Here is a 19,948-nt window from a genome sequence, read left to right as displayed (position 1 = left end):
AGAGTGATTATTATATGGTAAATCATATCAGTTGCTGCATTAGATTGATTCGTGAGAGGTGTGTCTGGAGCAGTATCTTCAAACATCACCGGAAAGGGATGTATGTATGCATATCCTTGAGCACGCGTCATCATTGTGAGATAATTTCATTGGCATCGGAGGAACCATGGCTAAGCTCAAAGATCTGATTCGACCAGAGGACATCACTACCTGTGATTCAACACAGCAAATGATTCATAAAGCTCGAAAGGATGGTGTCGAACTGTTTTTTGATAGGGCGGAGAATATGCGGCCTTGTCCAATAGGGAATGAATCAGCATGTTGTAAACATTGTTCGATGGGGCCATGCAGGCTTAATACAAAAGATCCATACTCCAGAGTTGGTATTTGTGGTGCTACCATAGATACTATAGTCGCGAGAAACTTTGGAAGGATGGTTGCAGCCGGAACTGCTGCTCACACCGATCATGGAATGGCAATGCTGGATCTGTTTCGTGGTGTTATTGACGGGACGGTTAAAGATTTTGAAATTAAAGATCCTGTTAAGCTTCGTGAGGTTGCTGAGTCACTTGATATTGAAACAGAAGGCAGACCACTTAAGGAAGTGGCAATGGATTTGTATAAGGCTCTGGAGTTGACCTATACTCAGGTAGAAGGTGAGATTCCACTAGTGAAACGCGTTCCGAAAAAGACTCTTGAGACGTGGAGACAGGAAGGAATTGTACCACGGGGAGCCATGCGTGAGATCATGGAAATGATGCATCGCACGGCAATGGGTGTAGACCAGGATTATGAAAACCTTACTAAACAGATATCAAGAACAGCCCTTGCCGACGGTTGGGGTGGTTCAATGGTCTCAACAGATATATCGGATATTCTTTTTGGAACGCCTTCTCCTGTAGAGGTTGAAGTTGATATGGGTGTCCTTAAGGAGGATTTTGTAAATATCATAGTCCACGGTCATGAACCGATTCTTCTCGAGGCAATGATAGTTTCAGCTGGTGCTCCATCTCTTAAGAGGATGGCAACAGACGCCGGTGCGAAAGGTATCAATCTGGTAGGTATGTGTTGCTCTGGTCTTGATGTCCTTTCTAGGCATGGTATACCACATGCTGGTAACTTTTCATCGACAGAGGCGGTTCTTGTCTCTGGAGCCGTTGACGCAATGACTGTTGATATACAATGTATAAAGCAGGATCTTCTTCGAGTCAGTGAATGCTACGATACAATGTTTATCACCACAAATTATCGGGCAAAAATTGAAGGTGCGATGCATATTGAAATGAATGAGCATTCGCCTCTTGACTGTACTGACGAGATTATAATTAAGGCCATAAGCCGGTATAAGAATCGTTCGAAAACTATTCAGATACCCAAAAGAACAGCTAAAGGTATTCATGGGTTTTCCCATGAATATATTAAATACATGCTTGGGGGCTCATTCAGGAGTGGATATGAGCCGTTAAATGACAATATTATTAACGGGCGTATACGTGGTGCTGCAGGAGTTGTCGGTTGTACGAATCCACGTTCTAAACAGGACTTCTCACATGTAGAACTGGTTAAAGAGCTTATCAAGAATGATGTGCTTGTGGTTCAGACGGGATGTTCACAAATGGCATTGGCAAAGGCTGGTCTCACCACACCTGGTGCTGCTGCTATGGCCGGACCTGGTTTGGCTGAGGTATGCGAAACTGTAGGTATTCCACCAGTGCTTGGACTTGGCGCCTGCGTGGATAATAGTCGTATTTTAATGATTCTTGCAGAGATGGTTAAGACAGGCGGGCTAGGTGAAGCTATTGCGGATCTTCCGGTCGCAGGATGTGCGCCTGAATGGATGAGTGAAAAGGCTATTGCTATTGGTCAATATTTTGTTGCTTCCGGTGTCTTCACCGTTTTTGGCCACACATTTCCTATTACCAAAGGAACCAGGTTTGAACGTCATCTCTTTGAAGAACTTGAAGGGAAAGGATTTGGTAAGTGGGGCTTTGCATCAGACCCAATCGAAATGGCAAGACAGATGATTGCCCACATTGATAAAAAACGTCAGCAGCTTGGAATTGACAAGGTCCGTGAAAGGGTTCTTGTCGATATGGCCGACAGAAGGGCGTTGTAAGATGAGCACTCTGTCATGACGGGTGGTGGCATATACTACTCGTCATGACAGTACAGATAGTATTGGGAAAAAGGTTAGCAGGAGGTACTTTATGAAGGTATTTGCAGGGCGTTACAGTTGGGATGGTAAAAAACATGATAATCAGGAGCCTATTGCCTGGTTTCCCGGAACGTATAACTTAAAAATATTTAATATTTCCAGTAGCAATACATCAGTAAAGCACCTTAAACCCTATATCTGTATTTACTCAAAAACGGGAGAGGGGGTCTCGATCTCTTCAAACCCAGAGAAGTTTGCCAAGCATATTTGCAGTGATTTTTCGATTGATTTCGAGAAGGTACTCTGGGCCGAAGAAGTTATTGATAATTCCGGAGAATTCGAAGTTATTGTTTTTTCAGAAAGTGGTCGTCTTGGGGAAAACTATTTCTATCGGACTGAAAAACGTAGGCCCCTTGTGGGCGAAAAAAAGCTGATAGAAAAAGAGCTTGCTGACTTGAAGTAAGATCACAAAGCATACTATGATTGTATTAAGAGCGTAATAAGGTAATTCGTGTGACCAGAGAAGAATTGAAAAAGAAAATCAGCGAACTCGATGAAGCAATAGAAGATGTTATGGGGCGGTTACCTGCTCATTCCGTTAAACCTCCGGTAATGCATGAACTCCTGGCCCTTGAAGATGAGCGGGATTTACTCCTTAAAAAGCTCCAGAATATATTATGCTGATTCGATATGACAAAAAATACGATTTTTGAAGAGACGTATCAAAACTATATTTCTAAAATACAAGCAATTGATTTTTTAGCTAAGGCAGAACTGCTGCTGGTTAAAATACAGGATGACTCGCTTATTGTGCCGCTCTATAACCGAAATTATATAGTTTCATCAGATGGTATTTTTGCGAAAGATGACTTGCCGGTAACCACTGCTGTTAGAGTAATAATAGCTAAATATGTACTTACGTGTAACGAGTTTGACCAGGCAGCTGGTGACCCGCTGATGACGTATAGAGATTTTAAAGGTGCGTCACCGCTTATCTCATATTTTACAACGAACACGAATAAAACACTTGAGACAACTTTTTCCGGCAGGCTCAATCTATTAAGAAGTAAATGCAGAGAGTTTGGAGGCGAGGAAAGACGCGATCCTTCATACGATTGTTCATTTGTATTTAAGGCATTGCCGCGTGTCCCTATAGTATTGAATTTTAATGATATTGATGATCTTTTTCCAGCAAACTGCTCTATATTGTACAGAGCTTCCGCAGCAGAGTTTCTTGATATGGAATGTCTGGCAATGACCGGAACATTATTATCCGGAAAACTTATTAGTATTTAGAATCTGACATATTTTTTTACTACGCTTAATGAGGTTGTGAGCCATCAGCTCTTGTGTGATGACTATTGAACTAGGTAGTAATGGTAGTAATCGGTAACTGGCATCCTTGTCCGGGCGTCTGAGACGATCCGGGAGAAAGTAAACCTTATCACGGGAGAATAGTGTTATGACAGACCAACATTGTCCAGGTTTTGAAAGCAATAAGAGTCTTAACGAAGTGAAAGTTACATGTCCCGATTGCGGAAAAGTATTTGAAGTGTTTTCAGATGAGATGGAAAAGAAAACAAAATGCCCAGCCTGTAAAGCGCAAGTAGACCCTAAGACGTGCGCTAACACTTGATTTCAGGTGGGAAAAGTGTGATTTAGAGCATTTTTTATTGAAGTAAGTGTTACCTTTATGCTGGGCCGTTGAACACTATTTAAAGCGTTCAACGGCCATTCTTTTTGGTAAATCCATACAGTGACAACTCTATATAATGTAGAGCAGGAATTTATTAAAATGCATACATCAATTTAAGCATACCTTTTTGTTTCTACTGTTCATCCCGGCCTAGTGTCCTGTCATGCATCAGATGTCTAATTCTGCTCGCCCTTTTCACTTCCTGACTTCGTTACTCCTTCTGTTACATAGCGCTGCTATGCTCAATCAGTCATGCCTTGCAGGAAGAGAAAAAGCTTCGCATTATTACGACATTTGACACATGACATGACACTAGTATCACATGGTTGATAGTGGTAACGCAATTTTGTTAAAGACCGGTATCACGGTAAAAAAATACAATCCCGATCCCAACGTTCTCTGTGACATAAGCACCCAATGTATTCTTCAGGTGATATATTCTCTCATCATCCATCGTTCCTCTGAAGTCTTCAACTATTGATAACGATCCAATTTTTATTGTTATTGCCAGGCGATTAATACACTTCTAAACACCAAAACGAACTGCCACATCAGTTATGTCTTGGTGAATATTCTGAAAGTAGTCAAAGAAATTCCAGTTGAAACATGCTCAAGCAATATTTTGTTGTCATTGTATGACTACGCTAACAAAACGATACCGTGAAATACCTGTTTGCAATGCAGGTATGTCCCGTAAGCGTCTGTATTACTATGAAAATATCTTGCCAGGTATTGTCATTTCGACTAATCTGTCATTGCAACTTGGTTCAAGGTTGGTGTGGAGTTGATTGTGTTTGCAGGTCTTTTGCGTGCTACTGGTCACTTTGAGAATTTTGAATTACCCCCGTTGTTGCGTCACAGAATATTTCACTCAAAGCAGTAGCTGTTCAGGTTGATAGCGTTATATCGTCCTGCATTTTTTTTGACCTTCTCTCTTTTGGAAACCAGGTTTCATTTTATGTGGTACCGTAGTCGCGTATTACGGTTTTGATAGGAGATCTTAATGTTTGAAGAGGAGAGAAATGGAAGCGTCAAATGCATCGGAAGATAACGTTAGTGGATTTACAATCCGGTACCAAATTTTAATCACAATGATGATTATTGCCCTTATTCCTCTGGGCGGCCTCTGGTATATCAGTATTCATAAAGCAAGGCAGGATTGGTCTGCCAGTATTTATCGCACGCTGGTTGGTAACACTGTGTCGTTGTCTGAGCGGGTTGATGAATGGACAGCAATGAACCTCAGACTTCTAGAACAAAACAGTAAGGTACCAGATTTGAGAGCTATGGATGCTGACTCTCAAAATCCTGTACTCAAATCAATTACTGATGCCTATGACTGGATTTATCTTGCCTTCACAATCCAGCCGGATGGTGAGAATATTGGTAGAAGCGATGGTAAACCAGTTAAATTTTATGGAGATCGGGATTATTTTAAACAGGTAATGGGCGGGAAAGATTTTGGCCGGCAGGTGCTGTTGGGAAAAACGTCCGGCAAACCTGCATATATCCTGTCATCTCCAATTGTTTCAGATAGAAATAAAAATGCAGGGGTTCTGGCTATAGCCATGACACTTGAAGATCTGTCAGCGACAGTCACTAAAACCCGGATTGGAGAAACCGGGTTTGCAATTCTTGTGGATGACAGGAAGAGACTTATTGCCCATGGACAGGGCAAGATAGCAAACGAATTACAGGATATGAGCAATCACCCTGTCCTTAAATCAACAGCCCGCTTAGACGAAAATTCATTTGTATTTGAGTATCAAGGGAAGAAAATTGTCGGATATACATTAACGACAGCCTTTGGCTGGCAACTGATTGTTCAGCAGGATTACGAAGAGGCATATCGTTCTGCAAATAAAGCACGGCTGCAGGCTTTGATGCTTCTTGGTGTAACACTGATCATGGTGGTATTGATCGCATTTCTACTTGCTCAACGACTTAGCACTCCAATTAGAAATCTTACCTCTATTGCAGAGCAAATAAGTAGAGGTAATCTCAATGCTGTAATTCAGGAAGTTAATCGCAAAGATGAAATAGGTGCTCTTGCAAGGGCGATTGAACGCATGGGCGTGAGTTTACAAATGGCGTTTGACAGGCTGCGGAAAAAGACATGAAACAGGAAGACTATATCCCTTTGGCTGAGATAGTATCCAAACTTAAAGTTCTATGCGCTGACGGCAAGACTGGAGTTATGTATATCACTTCAAAGGAGAATCAGTCAGCACAGTTAATGCTTGATAATGGAGAAATTGTATTCATCTATTTCTTTAATAAACGGGGTAGGGATGCCCTGAGGCCATTAGCTGAAATAGATTCCGGCCGTTTCAGATTTCAGGAAGGGAGCAGTTCGTCTCTTCGCACAGAGCTTCCACGAACAGAGGATATTTTACGGTATCTTGCTGCAGCAGCAGGGTTGGACCCTGTTAACGGGCTGGTTACAGAGTTGTCCGACACTGCAAATGTTGACGATAGAAAAGTACATGCAGCTGTTTTAAGCAAAGAACACAAACAGATTTTGGAAGAGAGACTTGCCGGGTATATCGGGCCGATGGCTGCTATCATTTGTGAAGACCATTTTGATTCAGCAGGAGATATTGAAACCATTATTGGTTTGCTGGCATCTGAAATTCCGACACAAGGCCAGGCTGAATCATTCAAAAAAGAGATGATAGGTACGTTAGTTGAACAATGAGTTTTAATCAGCGGAAATTTACGCTTAAGATTGTGGCTGCAGATTTGATGAAGAAACCATAGCTGCCATTTGCCGGATTAACTTTTGTAAAATTGGTTATCCGGCAAATAGCTGAGGTATCTCTGTTATGCACTGTATTTTTCAATAATGCTTTTGGCAGTATTGCTGGCAGCAGTTGTTTTGAGATGGGATGTAATTCCATCTGTGTCAAGCCCCTCACGGGTACTTGGAGCTTTCAGCCGTTCTTCCAGCGTAGCTAAATGTTTAGCATCCTGCAAGAGTTGCAATTCGATTGATGTGTTTGAAGACAGTTGGTCCTGCGACTGCAAAAGGGCAATTACTGATTCTGCCATCGCTTCTTTAGCATGTAATTTGGTTAGAATCTCTCGTGCTGTGACGAGTTCTTTTTCTGCTGAATTGTCGTCTTCAAGATCATGGAGATATGCTGCACAGAGAATTATAGGAACATTAGCACCTTCCTCCTTAGCAATAGATTCTGCATATCGGGCAACTCTGGTGGTGTGACCAATCCGCTGAAAGTCACTTTTGAAATGCCGTTTCATTTCTACTGCGACTTTATCTTTAAGCAAATTATCCTGGCTGCCAACAAATTCTTCAGGCAATGTGCCCAGGCATTGTTCTGCAAATTGACAATATGCCGCACAGCCGAAATCCATCTTGGGATTAACAAATCGATTACCACAATGATTGCATTTGCGAGTGGTGTCATCTTTATAGAATTCAACATGCTTGCCACATTTGGGGCAGTTTACTTCAAAGATTGCTTCGGAGTTCCAATACTGCATGTCCTGACCTGGGCATTTCATCGGGCACCTCTAATTTTGTCAATGTTTCGCTCGAATAGAAAACAAACAAAGAAACGATAACGCGTATTTTCTTACTGTAAACTCAGATTACAGTATTACTGAACTCTTGCGTTTGACTTGGGTCAAGTAGTGCTGTTTTTATTGGATGAAGAACTAGGCACAGGAGCGAAGAGTAATACGTACTCTTCGCCCCTGTTAAGAAGTAAACAGTTATGCGGTGACAGGCTCAGACATTATCTGCTTTACGGCTAAAACTGAAAGAGAATCGTCGGGCAGATCCATGAGTGACCTTCTTTCCATATCGAACTCAAGAAGTGCAGGGTCGGTAGGGATAGTGCCAACAATTTTAGCACCAATTTCATCTACTTCTGCAAGGAATGCATCACCGAGTTGTTCCGGTGCTCTGGTGACAACAATACCCATATCCTTAATTTCAAGTTTAAGGCTGTCAAGCATGTCATGAATACGTCGTACTGCACGCAGGCCACGTAAGGAATAATCGGTTACTAAATAGAGCATATCAACTTTACCTGCAGTTCGTCTGCTCAAGTGCTCCATACCTGCTTCATTATCGACAACAAGGTATTTATAGCTGGCTGTGAGTCTGTCTGTAAAGTTGTTCAGAATGTTATTAACCATGCAATAGCAACCTTGGCCTTCCTGACGTCCCATGACCAGCAGGTCAAAGGTAGGTTTTTCTATCAAGGCTTGCTCTACGAGAGTTTCAAGGTAGTTGATTTTATCCATTCCGGATGGAATACCCTGAGGGTCTCGCATGTAATTTTCACGGATGTCTCCAATAGTTGTTGGAACATCAATCCCCATTGTTTCGCCGAGGTTGCTGTTTGGATCAGCATCGACTGCCAGGATGGGAGTTTCTCCTGTTTTTGACAGATGACGAATGACGAGTGATGCAACGGTGGTTTTACCCACTCCTCCTTTTCCTGCAAATGCTATTACTTTGCCCATATAATCTCCATTCAAGGTTAGTGCCTTACTCCTGAAAAACTGTCACTCAGTACAGTATCCCCTTGAGGGGTATAAAAAAAACAAGAAAACGCGGAGAACTTGAATACTTAGAACTATTTTAAACCACTAAGACACGTATACCCCCTTGTGGGGTGTTAGTATGACATGTGGTCGTACAGCTCGTGTTTGACACTCAATAGATATAACCATTCCTGAGATTTATTAAAGTAAAAAGCCGCCCTGCAATGGAGCAGGGCGGCTTTTTGCTTTATAAGGTAATTGCTTTACAGGGTAATTAGCTGGGATCAGGCTGCTGATTTGGCTTTTTTACGTCGTTTTTTTTCTTCGACTGGTGGGCCTAATAGAGAAACCAGAGTTGAAATATTGTCATTTGATATTGTTTTATTATCTGCAATACCGAGTGATTGGGCGTCTATTCCAAGACACAGGCCGAGCAGTTGCGGATAGAGTAATACTGGCATTGGTGATGCTTCAGGTTTATCCGCTAAGTTGTTGAGTTGTGCTGTATCGAATTGCAGGTGACAATACGAGCAGATAGGCGTGATAAAATCGGCTCCAGCAGACTTGGCGCCATTGAGTTTCTCTTCAAGCAACTTGATTGATAATTCGTCATTATAGCCAGCAAGGGCAGCACCACAGCATTCGAGTCGGCCTTGCCAGTCGAGGCTGGTCGCTCCAGCCAGCTGCATGAGTTCCTCGGTTATCATCGGAACAAAAGAGTTATCAAAAGTGGTTATTTCACGTGGGCGCAACAGGTGGCAACCGTGAATAACGGCACTATTCAATCCCTTAAATTTGTATGCAAGCTTCTGCTTGATAGTTTCAATGCCTATATCCGTATGTAATATAGTAAGAAAATGTTTGATTTCTGTTTTAGCAGAGTATTTCAAACCTTCTTTTGCGAGAATCTCATTTATCTCTGCTGCAAGAGAATCATTATTTTTGAGGACGTTCTGGGCTTTTTTTAGGCTCTGAAAACAGCAGTTACAGATGACCATAATGTCAAGTCCTGCTTGCTCTGCCAGTGCCATGTTGCGTACTGAAGGAAGGATGTAGGATTTCTCATCTACGTTACGCATCGGATAGCCGCAACAGTTAAACTCAGGCATTACCTGCAGCTTTATATCAAATTTGGCAAATACTGCCTCAGTCGCCAGGGCATATTGTTGAATTCGAATAGGAATGTTACAGCCTTGAAAAAAAGCATATTTCATGAATTCTCTCCTGAATCGATTTTATTCAATGCAGCATTTTTCAGGTTATAGAAAATGTCTGTCAGCTCTACCTGATTAGGGCAATGCTCCTGGCATAGATAACAGGTTGAGCAACTCCAGATCATTTTTGAGCCCATGGCGACTTCCCTGTTGCCTATACCAAGACTGAATATCAGCTGATGAGGTAACATGTCCAGAGCCTCGACCGGATTTTCATAACTGCGGACAACAGGACAGACATTTGTACAGCGCTGACACGAATAGCAACTCTTATAGCTTTCGTTCATCATTCCGCTGGTACGTGTGAGTGACAGTGGCAGGGAGAGATCGGATATCTTCTGGAAAGTCTTTCTGAAGAGCTCTTCAACTGCTTTAAGCGCTTTTAGGTGATCACCGGAGAAACGCTGCGCCAGAGCAAGTGGAAATGAAAAATGGCTGAAGAGCGTTTTCTCAGGAACACCATGTTCAAGTAATGCGTAACGAGCACTGACAAAGATATCACGTAAATTTATACCAGATGGGCATATATCCGAGCATCTGTCACAACTGGTGCAGACGTATAGTCCCTCCTGGAGTTGTTTTCGAGTGGCGGCGTCAATTTCTTTACCAGCAGCAATGTTTTTTAGGTACTGTACCTTTTCAGAAGGCAGGATGAAGTCGTTTTTGAATGACTCAAAAAACATACTGGAAGAGCATTCAACTGAACATGAACCGCAGTGGGTACAGGCTGATAAACCGACCATTTGCCGATTAAGCACATTGGCAGTGTCAGTGGCATTCTCTTTGCCCATGATGGAGTTAATCAACAAACTGATCGGTGCTGCAATTATATGGAACATCTTTGAGAATGGCAGCCAGGCAAGGAAAACAAGGCAGAAAAGGATATGCAGAAAACTAAACAGGTTAACTGCTGCATTGTCACCAAGTATCCAGGCAAAAGGCCTGGTTAATCCTTTGAGCGTAAAACTTGCAAATGCTGAGCTGTTTCCAGCATGACATTCTATACAACTGGATTCATTTGCTTCGCGTCCCAGTTCAATTTGTTCTGCTGAGATTGGTTTAACGACATTGGTCGCAGCAAGGCCATTTTCTGCAACCCAGAAAGCTTCAAGATCAAGGACTTCCTTATCATCAAATGCTCCATACTCGTCTACCATTCCGCTAAAGACGGTGTATGATGAAATACGCGAACCTTCCAGCAGCATTCCTGAGAGGATTATACCACCAACCAGAATGAGTGCTGCCCAATCGCTGGGATAGGTTTTTAATCGTTTATTTGCCAGAGTAATCCGTCGATATACTGCAAGACCGACACCGATGAGCACCATCAGGCCAAAAACATTTCGTAAAAAGAGATATGGGTTGAGCGTGGAGTAGTAGTTCGAAAAGATATTCTCACTAACCACGGCTTCCATAGCGTGCATCAGTAGAAGAAAGATAAAACCAAAAAATATGAGGGTATGTGCCGTCCAGCGCAAGCCAGATTTTTGAATGATTCTCTTTTGGAAGATGAGGTCGACAAAGAACGATTTAATGAGAGTTACAGCCTTTCCGCCAAAGAGCGTATGGGAAATACTTTGAAGTCCGCTACGTATTCTGTCGCCTAGAGGGATCGTGGGAGAGGGGGGATGGATTCCCTGAGTAAACCATGCGTACAACCGTAACGCCAAACCAACCAGACAGATAAGAACAGACAATGCCAGAAGTGTGTTGAAATTCATAATAAGTCTCTCTTCCCTCTGTAATGTTAATGGATTTATCGGACTAGCAATTCACAGAACTCTATATGCACATGAATATCATGTATTATTAAAGTGTAATGTGAATGTGTGGCGGGTTCCCTCCTTATGGCCGAGACACGGGGTGCCATTCCTTTGTAAAGGGTATGCACATCAGGATGCACATAAAGATTGAGGCAGGTTATTTTCTCTATATCTTATAACTGGTATCGTGCTTTTATTCCACAATTCTTATAATAAATGGCAATAAAATTGATATAGAAAACAGCACTAGATTGTACAGGTGAATTTTCAAAAGAACGCAAATACAACAGTATCAGCCGATAGATACAAAAGTGAATTCATCGGTCACCGGTTCTTCGGGGAGTTCAAGCACGATTGTTGTTCCTTCCGGCCCTGTAGATTTTATGGAAATTCCTCCATCATTTTCCTGCATTATACCGTAAGCCATACTCAATCCGAGTCCTGTACCTTTCCCCAGTTCCTTTGTTGTAAAAAATGGTTCAAATATTTTGGAGGCATCCTCATCGGATATTCCACAACCAGTATCACTTACTTCAATAAATGCGCGGTGTGAGTCGTTGCGATAGGTTGTCAGGGTAAGAGTGCCGCTACCTTCCATTGCATCAAAGGCGTTGATCAGTAGATTGATCACAACCTGGCATAATTGATTTTTGTCCGCATTAACGAGTATTTGATGGTCGTCGAAATTTTTAACGACCTGAACATTCATGAAGAGTTTCTGATCCCTTATAAGCCCTAAACTCTCATTGACCATATTGTTTAAGTAAAATACGGCCCTTGATGGACTCGCCTGTCTTGAATATGCCAGCAGGTTTTTGACAATACCTGTACACCTTTCAGCATCCTCAAGAATATATCGAAGATGTTGAATGAGCGGATGATCTGCATCCAGCTCTTCATACATCATGTTGCCGTACATGAGAATAGAGGTAAGTGGATTATTGATTTCATGGGCAACACCGGCCGCAAGCCGACCTATGGAAGCGAGTTTTTCCGACTGTAATAATTGTACTTCTGCATTTTCCAGCTTTTTTGCAACAGCCTGTTTTTCTCTTAGGTCGTTGAATATAGCTGCAGTTGCAGCTTCATTCTCTCCTTCATAGATGATTGCGGCAGTCATCTCTACAGGAATTTTTTCTCCGTCTTGCTTAACAATGTCCACATTGGTGATGGGTAATTTCCCTTTGCCGCCAATCTCTTCATCACGAAGCTTGCGCATTATCTCGCGTGCAACACCTGATGGATAAAAATTTTCTATATTAATTTCGTTTGCATCAAGAACTGAGTAGCCAAAGAGCTTTTCGGCAGCTTCATTCATGAGGATGATGTTACCCTCCCTGTCTGCGGCCATTATAGCGCTGACAGAACTTTGCACGACTTTATCAATAAGCTCGCGCATCTCGCTGTATCTTTTCTCAAGATGCTTTATACGCGTAATGTCACGTATGCTTTCAACTATATATTTTACTTTGCCCTTATCGTCTAAAATCGGTGAAAAGACTCGCTCTTCCCATATCGTGTTACCATTTTTGTCCCAGGTTTGTACCTCAATTGATTGAGATTTACAGCTTTCGTGTGCAGCGAGGTGCGGGCATTTGTCGGATGAACATGGGAAGTGTGAGATAGAAGCGTAAGGCAGGCTGTCGTCGTGGCAGGTTCTGCCAAGGAGATCCTCTTTTGTTATTTGAAATCTATCGTAAAAGACCTGGTTGGCGGCTATTACTTCACGATTCGCGTTAAGAATCCGGGTGGGGTAGGAAAGGGATTCAAAAATTCGAATTCGCCAATCAAGTTCGTTAAGGATCTGTTCCATACGGGGTAGCCATGGTATTCAGCTTTGCATTGAAGACCTGTTAATGTTTATTCTGCATGTGATCTGGAATGATAAAACCTTTGGAAAGCATATGTCTTGCCAAGTCTGCCTCACCGTTATTGACCACGAGATAGACGCTGGTTCCAGTACAACCAACTGCCAGAAGAGAAACAGTTTCAAGATCCAGAACCCTGAAAGCCGTTTCGGCAATTCCATACCTGTCCTGAAAATGAGGGCCATGAAAGAAGACCATATCTACATGTTCTTTTAAGTGGACAGTTACCTTGTATCCTTTTTCCGCTAATCGATCAAGATGGTGATATAGCGTCTTGGCATATTGGACTTTTAAAGCAATGCAGATCTTAGCGGATTTCTGGTCAACATATTGGAGGAGCACCATAATGAAATCGTTGCAGGTTCCTGCTAGCTTTTCGATATTGCTACCGTGGAAATCCAGCTCATCAAGAGGGAAATTCAGTTCTATAAATGCAACATCTACTCGTGTCTCAATGCCATAAACCCTAATGACCGGTTCCCAATAAACAGCGATTGTCTCCAACTTTAGCTCCTGTCTGATATTGAGATTTATTGACCAATCTGGCGGATCTGAAATTCCTGGCGAAATGGCGAGTGATTTTCAGGCAATTCCACTATTTCTTCGAGTGCAGTTATGGCTTGATTGAGTTGCGAAAAATCTGTGATGAGCGTGAGGGCAGAAATAGATGTGCAGATTCCATAAATTTTGAGATTATGATTACCAAAAAGTTTAAGCACTCTACCAAGCATGAACATACTGTTTCTGTGGGGAAAAAGTGTGAGACTACCTACAGATGGAATGATTTCAACCTGGTCAGAAATGTCACTGGTACTATGAAGTATTCCCTGCACCGTGCTGAGATTATCTGCAGCAACACAAAAACTGGTGCTGATTGAATCTGTAGCAGATGAGAGTGTCAGGTAGGAAATGTTGATGTTGAGTGATGCAATTTTTTCCAGAGCGGATTGGAGTCCACACCGATTGTTGGATGGGCGGGTATAAATATACTGAGCTAGCTCTGGACTGATCTTAATCCCGCCGACTCTAATTCTTTCGGGATGTATCCCTGAGGGACTATCCATGTGTCTCCAGGTAGCAAGCAGAGTGGCCGGCCTCTCAAATAGAAAGAGGCCGGCCGGGGATCTTACAGGTTGTCTTTAACAATTTCAACGAGCTTGTCAAGATCGATAGGCTTTGCAATAAAGTCATCGGCCAAGGTCGTTTTGCCACCCATATGGGTGTAGTTGGTTGTGCCGATCGCTTCTGTAACAGCGGTCAGCAGGATAATGTTAATATCCTTGTAGTTGTCCGAATTTTTCAATTCGTCACAGAGAGTGTAGCCATCTTTTCGAGGCATCATAACGTCAAGGATAATGAGAGCAGGCCGCTCTTCATTAATTCTGTCCATTGCCTCGAGACCGTCATACGCTTTTGCTACCCTGAAATTCTCGTTTTCCAGCTTCATGGAGACCATTTCCACGAGATCTGTATCATCGTCTACGACCAAAATCAGTTGCTTATCGCTCACGTGTACTCCCTCCTTAGACAAGGTTGGATTGAATTTTTTCTAACACTTTTTATACCTGAGGTCTGGGAAGAAGTCCCGCTCTTTCGCAAATTTCTTCAACTTTTTCTTCCCACTCGATGGCCATGATGTGGAAACCTGAAACACCTTCCACTTTTTTGAGCCTCTCGATAGTCTCGACACAGATCTTTACGCCTTCTTCAGCTTGCTCTTCTTTTGGCACTGAAGCCATGCGGTCGACTATCTCTTGTGGGACATCCATTCCTGGTACTCTTTTCTGCATGAAGCGTGCTGCACCAACCGATTTCATTGGAGTGACACCCGCCATGATATAGGTCTTTTTATGGAGACCCATCTTACAAACACCTTCCATCCATTGTTCAAACTTGGGTACGTTAAAGATACACTGAGTCTGAATAAAGTCAGCACCGGCGTTGATCTTCTTGGCAAGACGCATCACGCGAAGTTCAAACGGATCGGCGAAAGGATTTGCAGCTGCACCGATAAACATCTTGGGAGCGCCTGCTTTAATTTCCGCGCCACCTTGAAATGTTCCCTCATCCCGCATCTGCTTAACCATCTGGATAAGCTGGATAGAGTCGATATCATGGACGTTTGCGGCCATTGGATGGTCACCGAATTTGGTGTGATCACCAGACAGGCAGAGCATGGTGTCGATACCCAAAGAATAGGCACCAAGAATATCAGCTTGCATAGCGAGTCTGTTACGATCACGGGTCACCATTTGCAACAGTGGATTCAACCCTTCCTGTTTACATATGACAGAAGCTGCAAAGCTTGACATACGTACCATTGCGGTCTGGTTGTCTGTAATGTTTACGGCGTCTACTACACCTTCAAGGTATTTGGATTTTTCCCGAACCTTGTCGCCATTGGCACCACGTGGAGGACCACACTCGCCGGTTACTGCAAGATGACCTGCGGCCAGTATTTTTTCTAATTTACTTTCTGTTTTCATTCTGCCAAGTCCTCTCTGATGATCTTACGGGGTCCATTGCCATTGCCTGTACGCCAATCTTTGGCAGCAGCAATCTCTACGTAGTTCTCGGTCTGGCCAAGCGCCTTAAGACGATCCCAGATAAGCTGCCATGCACAATCGACATTTTCATCGATCTCGCAACTGCCCTTGGTGGATCCGCCGCAAGGGCCGTTCATTAATCGCTTGGCACATCTGGCGATCGGACATACGCCACCGGTCTGACCCAGAAGGCAGTTACCGCAACCCTGGCATCGTTCGGCCCAGACACCCTGACTTTCAGAGGCACCCATGAACTTGGTGTTAACAGCAGGAAAAACAGGCTTGTCTTTATAACGAGCAGCGATGGATTGAACACCACAGCCACAGGCCATTGACATGACGGCATCAGCACCATCTATCATGCTTACCAGTTCTTCTACATATTCAGGGTCACATTGTCTCTCAAGAGTATGCTCTCGAATTTCAACGCTTTTACCCTTTTTTAACATGGCCATCTGTAACCCGGATGCGAGCAGCCCGACTTCCTTACGTCCACCGGCAGCACAAACAGTGACACACTCGTTACAGCCAATAAGAAGAATCTTATTGTAAGGCGAGATGTAGTCTATGAGTTCTTCTAGAGGTTTACGTTCAGCGGTGATCATTGTAATTCACTCTCCTTCTTATATTTACCTGCAATCACGCTGCCTGCCCGTTCAACTGGGCAATGGCAATATTGATCGGGCTTGGACCGAGCTCACGGATTTTTTCAGTCATGTCCTTTGCGGTCTGGGCGAATTGGTATCCCATACCTGCGGACATGCGAAACATCTCCAGCCTTTCGCTTTCAATACCAATCTCTTCTAGGTACTGTTTTACGTATTTCACCCTATTCGCAGCTTTGTCGTTACCGCTTTTAAAGTGGCAATCACCTTTAAGACAACCGGCGACATAGACACCGTCTGCACCCTTTTCAAACGCTTTGACCAGATGTAATGCGTCAACTTTACAGGAGCAGGGGACACGAATAATTTTCACATTGGATGGATAGGCAAGGCGCTGAGTCCCTGCCATATCGGCCGCAGTATACGCACAGTAGTGGCAGCAGAATGCCACAATTACCGGTTCGAAATTTTCCATTATGCCACCACCTTCTCAAAAAGTTCATCCAGCTTGGCCAGTATCCTGTCATCTTCAAATTCCATTAACTGGATAGCTTTAGCAGGACATTCCGCAGCACACGCTCCACAACCGTGACAGAGCGCCGGATCGATTTCCGAGTAGCCGTCTGCATTGATAAATGGGATGTCGTAAGGACATTCGCGAACACAAACGAGACATGATGCACACTTTTTACTATCAACTCTGGCTATTCGTGCACCGAGGTTGATTGTGTCTTTTGCGAGCATTGTCTGAGCGCGAGAGGCTGCAGCACGAGCCTGGGATACACTTTCACGAATGGATTTCGGTGAATGTGCAGTACCTGCTACAAAAAAGCCAGGAAGTGGCAGGTCGACAGGTCTCAGTTTCACATGATCTTCAAGAAAATATCCGTCCTCTGTACGAGGTAGTTTGAAGGTCATTGCAAGTTCTTCGTTTGAGTCCTGATCGGCGATAAGTCCGGTGCTCAGACAGAGGAAGTCTGCACTGACTGTTACCTGCATGCCAAGAATCTGGTCGGTGTAGCTGACATCGACTTTGCCGTCAACCGCTTCAACCTGTGGTTTACTGTCCAGATCGTAGCGTACAAAAATAACACCTTTCTCTCTGGCCTTACGGTAATACTCTTCCTGTCGACCATATGTACGCATATCGCGGTAAAGCACAAATACCCGTGCTTCCGGGTTAATCTCAAGAATGGACAGTGCGTTTTTCACTGCATTCTGGCAGCAGATGCGAGAGCAGTTGGGATTGCCTTCGGTTCTGGAGCCAACACACTGGATCATTACCACATTGTCCCAACCCTTAACTTTTTCAGGTTGTTCATGGATAATTTTGTGAATTTCCAGCTGAGTTGCAACCTGATCACACTCATCAAGCAGATATTCGCTCGGGCGATTAGGTTTAGCACCGGTAGCAATAATCGTGATTCCGTGCTCTATCTGGCGATAGAAAAGCTGACGGCCAACCTGCATACCAGTTTTAAACATGCCAGGCATTCCGGCGTGATCTACAAGTAATGCACCGGTAATAACTTCAATGTTTTCATGGGCTGTAGTTTCTTCAACCAAACCACTCAGGTATTGCTGAACATCACCACCCTCAAGGGTTTTCTTGAGGCTTTTTGCTACACCACCAAGTTCAGTGGTTTTTTCGGCCAGATACACTTTAGAGCCCTGGTCAGCAAGCTCAAGAGCTGCTGTCATTCCGCTAACACCACCACCGACTACCAGTACATCTTTATTGATCGGTAGTGAGTAATCCGCCAGAGACTGTGCTTTGACAACACTTCCGACAGCCATCTGAATGAGCTCATTAGCCTTTGTGGTTGCTTTCTCTGGTTCGCCTGTATGTACCCAGGTAGCCTGCTCGCGAATATTTGCAATCTCGATCAGGTATTTATTGAGACCAGCAGAGCGAATAAGATCCTGGAATTTCTCCTGATGAGATCGTGGAGAACACCCGCCTATAACCACACGGTTGAGACCTTCAGTTTCAATGGTCTCCTTGATCATTGCCATTGACTCGCGACTGCAACCATGCCCTGCAGCTTTAACTACAGCAACATGCTTGAGAGAGGAGGCTTTTTCAACGAGGGTATCTACATTAACGGTATTGCCAATGTTTTCACCACAATCGCAGATAAATACTCCAACCTTTGGTTCTTCATCGCTTATGTCGCGTTCAGCAGGGAAGGCACTTTCGTCATTTTCATCAGCTTTAACTGTCTCAACATCCCGTGCCGCCAGACAAGCAGCTGCGCTGGCCTGAACCATTGTTTCTGGGATATCTTTAGGGCTTTCAAACGTTCCACTGACATAAATACCGGGAACCGATGTTGCCTGAGGATTGAAGTTGTCAGTCTTTGGAAAGCTATCAGTATGAAGTTCAAGTCCCATTTTTGCAGAAAGCTCTTTTACATCTTCAGCCACCTTGAAACCGGTGGAGAGTACAACCATGTCAAAAGCTTCATCGTTCTGCTTGGTAGAACCATCATTGGTATATGACAACAGGAGCTTTTCTTCACCCTCCGGCTGCACTATACTGTGAGGCCGACTATGAATAAATCGTACACCGAACTCGTCTCTTGCACGCTCGAAGTATAGCTCGTAGTTTTTACCGAAAGTACGCATATCCATATAGAATATAGTTGTTTCGATATCATCACCAAAACGTTCTCTGGTAACCATTGCCTCTTTTAAGGCGAACATACAACAGGCGCTGGAGCAATATTCACCTGCACCTTTTTGTAGTCCCCTGGAGCCGACACACTGAATCCAGGCAATTTTTTTCGGTTGCTCACCATTGGACGGGCGAACAAGGTTTCCCATGGTTGGACCGGAAGCTGAGAGAATGCGCTCATACTCCAGGCTGGTTACTACATCTGGTTGAGTTGCGTATGCCAAGTAATCCAGATGACTTGGATCAAAAAGTGCAGCGCCGGGACTGTACACTATAGAGCTACACTTGATCTCCTGCATTCTACCCATATCATCGGGATTGATTGCACCGGCAGGGCAAACCTTCATCAAAGCCTGAACATCGTTGCATTTGTCGAGGTTTACAGCGTACGCCTGGGGTGTTGCCTGAGGATAACGCATACAGGTCGGAGCGCGGTGGTCTAAACCGGGAGTAAAGGTAACGCACTCCGGAAAGGCTTTATGACACTCGCCACAGGCTGTACATTTGTCGAGGTTAACGTACCTGGGAGCTGTTGTAAGGCTAACTGTAAAGTTGCCTTTTTCACCTTTAACATCGGTGACAGTTGTCAGCTCCAAAAGTTGAATATGTTGCTGCCTGCTACTCTCGGAGAGATTAGGAGCAAGCGTGCAGAGGTCGCAGTTATTGGTTGGAAAAGTACGGTCGAGCTGGGTCATAAGGCCGCCTATTGCGGGAGCCTTATCGACTAAAATAACATCCTTTTCAGCTTCAGCCAGATCGAGCGCCGTTCTTATACCACCAAGACCTCCGCCGATAACAAGTACCTTGTTGCTGCTTTGAAGTCTATTTGTGTTCTGCATTTCTACCCTTCATTTGACAAGGTTACGCAGGGGTAAACGATATAATCGGTCATTCCTTCTGCAAAGTTCT

General features: G+C 43.8%; 18 protein-coding genes. 6 read left to right on the top strand and 12 right to left on the bottom strand.

Going from position 1 to position 19,948, the window contains the following annotated elements:
• Nucleotides 1-166 precede the first annotated feature (166 nt).
• The 6 genes from cooS to FCL46_RS13505 all read left to right on the top strand — a co-directional run bounded on the left by cooS (nt 167) and on the right by FCL46_RS13505 (nt 6,549).
• Complete coding sequence (gene cooS, locus FCL46_RS13530; protein ID WP_136807817.1) at nt 167-2,116, top strand: anaerobic carbon-monoxide dehydrogenase catalytic subunit; 1,950 nt, start codon at nt 167-169, stop codon at nt 2,114-2,116.
• A gap of 91 nt (nt 2,117-2,207) precedes the next feature.
• On the top strand, nt 2,208-2,618 hold the full coding sequence (locus FCL46_RS13525; RefSeq protein ID WP_136807818.1) for a hypothetical protein: 411 nt from the start codon (nt 2,208-2,210) through the stop codon (nt 2,616-2,618).
• A 50-nt stretch (nt 2,619-2,668) separates the two neighbouring features.
• A complete protein-coding gene (locus tag FCL46_RS13520) occupies nt 2,669-2,839 on the top strand; it encodes a hypothetical protein (protein WP_153307124.1) in 171 nt (56 codons plus the stop codon).
• 6 nt (nt 2,840-2,845) lie between these two features.
• Complete coding sequence (locus tag FCL46_RS13515) at nt 2,846-3,451, top strand: DUF3786 domain-containing protein (RefSeq protein WP_136807819.1); 606 nt, start codon at nt 2,846-2,848, stop codon at nt 3,449-3,451.
• Between the two features lie 1,422 nt (nt 3,452-4,873).
• Nucleotides 4,874-5,971: a cache domain-containing protein gene (locus tag FCL46_RS13510; RefSeq protein WP_136807820.1), complete on the top strand. Its 1,098-nt coding sequence runs from the start codon at nt 4,874-4,876 to the stop codon at nt 5,969-5,971.
• Complete coding sequence (locus FCL46_RS13505) at nt 5,968-6,549, top strand: DUF4388 domain-containing protein (RefSeq protein WP_136807821.1); 582 nt, start codon at nt 5,968-5,970, stop codon at nt 6,547-6,549. Before FCL46_RS13510 ends, FCL46_RS13505 begins: the two co-directional genes overlap by 4 nt.
• 125 nt (nt 6,550-6,674) lie before the next feature.
• On the opposite strand, the gene FCL46_RS13500 is transcribed toward FCL46_RS13505, so the two are convergent.
• The 12 genes from FCL46_RS13500 to FCL46_RS13445 form a co-directional block, all read right to left on the bottom strand.
• Nucleotides 6,675-7,376, bottom strand: a complete 702-nt coding sequence (locus FCL46_RS13500; RefSeq protein ID WP_136807822.1) for an HD domain-containing protein — start codon at nt 7,374-7,376, stop codon at nt 6,675-6,677.
• A gap of 210 nt (nt 7,377-7,586) precedes the next feature.
• A complete protein-coding gene (locus FCL46_RS13495; RefSeq protein ID WP_136807823.1) occupies nt 7,587-8,345 on the bottom strand; it encodes an ATP-binding protein in 759 nt (252 codons plus the stop codon).
• Between the two features lie 305 nt (nt 8,346-8,650).
• The gene (locus FCL46_RS13490) at nt 8,651-9,580 is read right to left on the bottom strand and encodes a CoB--CoM heterodisulfide reductase iron-sulfur subunit B family protein (protein ID WP_136807824.1); all 930 of its coding nucleotides are present in this window, start codon (nt 9,578-9,580) and stop codon (nt 8,651-8,653) included.
• Complete coding sequence (locus tag FCL46_RS13485) at nt 9,577-11,301, bottom strand: 4Fe-4S dicluster domain-containing protein (RefSeq protein WP_136807825.1); 1,725 nt, start codon at nt 11,299-11,301, stop codon at nt 9,577-9,579. The genes FCL46_RS13490 and FCL46_RS13485 overlap by 4 nt, the downstream gene beginning before the upstream one ends.
• Nucleotides 11,302-11,635: 334 nt before the next feature.
• Nucleotides 11,636-13,156, bottom strand: coding sequence for a PAS domain-containing sensor histidine kinase (locus FCL46_RS13480; protein WP_136807826.1), 1,521 nt, complete (start codon nt 13,154-13,156; stop codon nt 11,636-11,638).
• A gap of 40 nt (nt 13,157-13,196) precedes the next feature.
• Complete coding sequence (locus FCL46_RS13475; protein ID WP_136807827.1) at nt 13,197-13,715, bottom strand: hypothetical protein; 519 nt, start codon at nt 13,713-13,715, stop codon at nt 13,197-13,199.
• A 26-nt stretch (nt 13,716-13,741) separates the two neighbouring features.
• The gene (locus FCL46_RS13470; RefSeq protein WP_136807828.1) at nt 13,742-14,275 is read right to left on the bottom strand and encodes a hypothetical protein; all 534 of its coding nucleotides are present in this window, start codon (nt 14,273-14,275) and stop codon (nt 13,742-13,744) included.
• Nucleotides 14,276-14,337: 62 nt separating this feature from the next.
• Nucleotides 14,338-14,721 carry a response regulator transcription factor gene (locus tag FCL46_RS13465; protein ID WP_136807829.1) on the bottom strand — a complete coding sequence of 128 codons (384 nt, stop codon included), beginning with the start codon at nt 14,719-14,721 and terminating at the stop codon, nt 14,338-14,340.
• Between the two features lie 49 nt (nt 14,722-14,770).
• Complete coding sequence (locus tag FCL46_RS13460) at nt 14,771-15,697, bottom strand: methylenetetrahydrofolate reductase (protein WP_136807830.1); 927 nt, start codon at nt 15,695-15,697, stop codon at nt 14,771-14,773.
• Nucleotides 15,694-16,362, bottom strand: coding sequence for a methylenetetrahydrofolate reductase C-terminal domain-containing protein (locus FCL46_RS13455; RefSeq protein WP_136807831.1), 669 nt, complete (start codon nt 16,360-16,362; stop codon nt 15,694-15,696). Before FCL46_RS13455 ends, FCL46_RS13460 begins: the two co-directional genes overlap by 4 nt.
• Before the next feature lie 34 nt (nt 16,363-16,396).
• Nucleotides 16,397-16,837, bottom strand: a complete 441-nt coding sequence (locus tag FCL46_RS13450) for a hydrogenase iron-sulfur subunit (protein ID WP_136807832.1) — start codon at nt 16,835-16,837, stop codon at nt 16,397-16,399.
• Nucleotides 16,837-19,878 (bottom strand): FAD-dependent oxidoreductase, encoded by a 3,042-nt coding sequence (locus tag FCL46_RS13445; protein WP_136807833.1) that lies wholly within the window; start codon nt 19,876-19,878, stop codon nt 16,837-16,839. Before FCL46_RS13445 ends, FCL46_RS13450 begins: the two co-directional genes overlap by 1 nt.
• Between the last annotated feature and the right edge of the window lie 70 nt (nt 19,879-19,948).

Origin of the sequence: Desulfosediminicola flagellatus, from assembly GCF_005116655.2 — a bacterium.
GTDB classification, from domain to species: Bacteria; Desulfobacterota; Desulfobulbia; order Desulfobulbales; family Desulfocapsaceae; genus Desulfopila; species Desulfopila flagellata.
The sequence above is the reverse complement of the archived record's forward strand: the minus strand, read 5'-3'. Positions and strand labels throughout refer to the sequence as shown.

Bases quoted from the DNA above. Each gene is read 5' to 3' on its own strand.
- cooS (WP_136807817.1), top strand. From the start codon at position 167: ATGGCTAAGCTCAAAGATCTGATTCGACCAGAGGACATCACTACCTGT.
- FCL46_RS13525 (WP_136807818.1), top strand. From the start codon at position 2,208: ATGAAGGTATTTGCAGGGCGTTACAGTTGGGATGGTAAAAAACATGAT.
- FCL46_RS13515 (WP_136807819.1), top strand. From the start codon at position 2,846: ATGACAAAAAATACGATTTTTGAAGAGACGTATCAAAACTATATTTCT.
- FCL46_RS13510 (WP_136807820.1), top strand. From the start codon at position 4,874: ATGGAAGCGTCAAATGCATCGGAAGATAACGTTAGTGGATTTACAATC.
- FCL46_RS13505 (WP_136807821.1), top strand. From the start codon at position 5,968: ATGAAACAGGAAGACTATATCCCTTTGGCTGAGATAGTATCCAAACTT.
- FCL46_RS13500 (WP_136807822.1), bottom strand. From the start codon at position 7,376: ATGAAATGCCCAGGTCAGGACATGCAGTATTGGAACTCCGAAGCAATC.
- FCL46_RS13495 (WP_136807823.1), bottom strand. From the start codon at position 8,345: ATGGGCAAAGTAATAGCATTTGCAGGAAAAGGAGGAGTGGGTAAAACC.
- FCL46_RS13490 (WP_136807824.1), bottom strand. From the start codon at position 9,580: ATGAAATATGCTTTTTTTCAAGGCTGTAACATTCCTATTCGAATTCAA.
- FCL46_RS13485 (WP_136807825.1), bottom strand. From the start codon at position 11,301: ATGAATTTCAACACACTTCTGGCATTGTCTGTTCTTATCTGTCTGGTT.
- FCL46_RS13480 (WP_136807826.1), bottom strand. From the start codon at position 13,156: ATGGAACAGATCCTTAACGAACTTGATTGGCGAATTCGAATTTTTGAA.
- FCL46_RS13470 (WP_136807828.1), bottom strand. From the start codon at position 14,275: ATGGATAGTCCCTCAGGGATACATCCCGAAAGAATTAGAGTCGGCGGG.
- FCL46_RS13460 (WP_136807830.1), bottom strand. From the start codon at position 15,697: ATGAAAACAGAAAGTAAATTAGAAAAAATACTGGCCGCAGGTCATCTT.
- FCL46_RS13455 (WP_136807831.1), bottom strand. From the start codon at position 16,362: ATGATCACCGCTGAACGTAAACCTCTAGAAGAACTCATAGACTACATC.
- FCL46_RS13450 (WP_136807832.1), bottom strand. From the start codon at position 16,837: ATGGAAAATTTCGAACCGGTAATTGTGGCATTCTGCTGCCACTACTGT.
- FCL46_RS13445 (WP_136807833.1), bottom strand. From the start codon at position 19,878: ATGCAGAACACAAATAGACTTCAAAGCAGCAACAAGGTACTTGTTATC.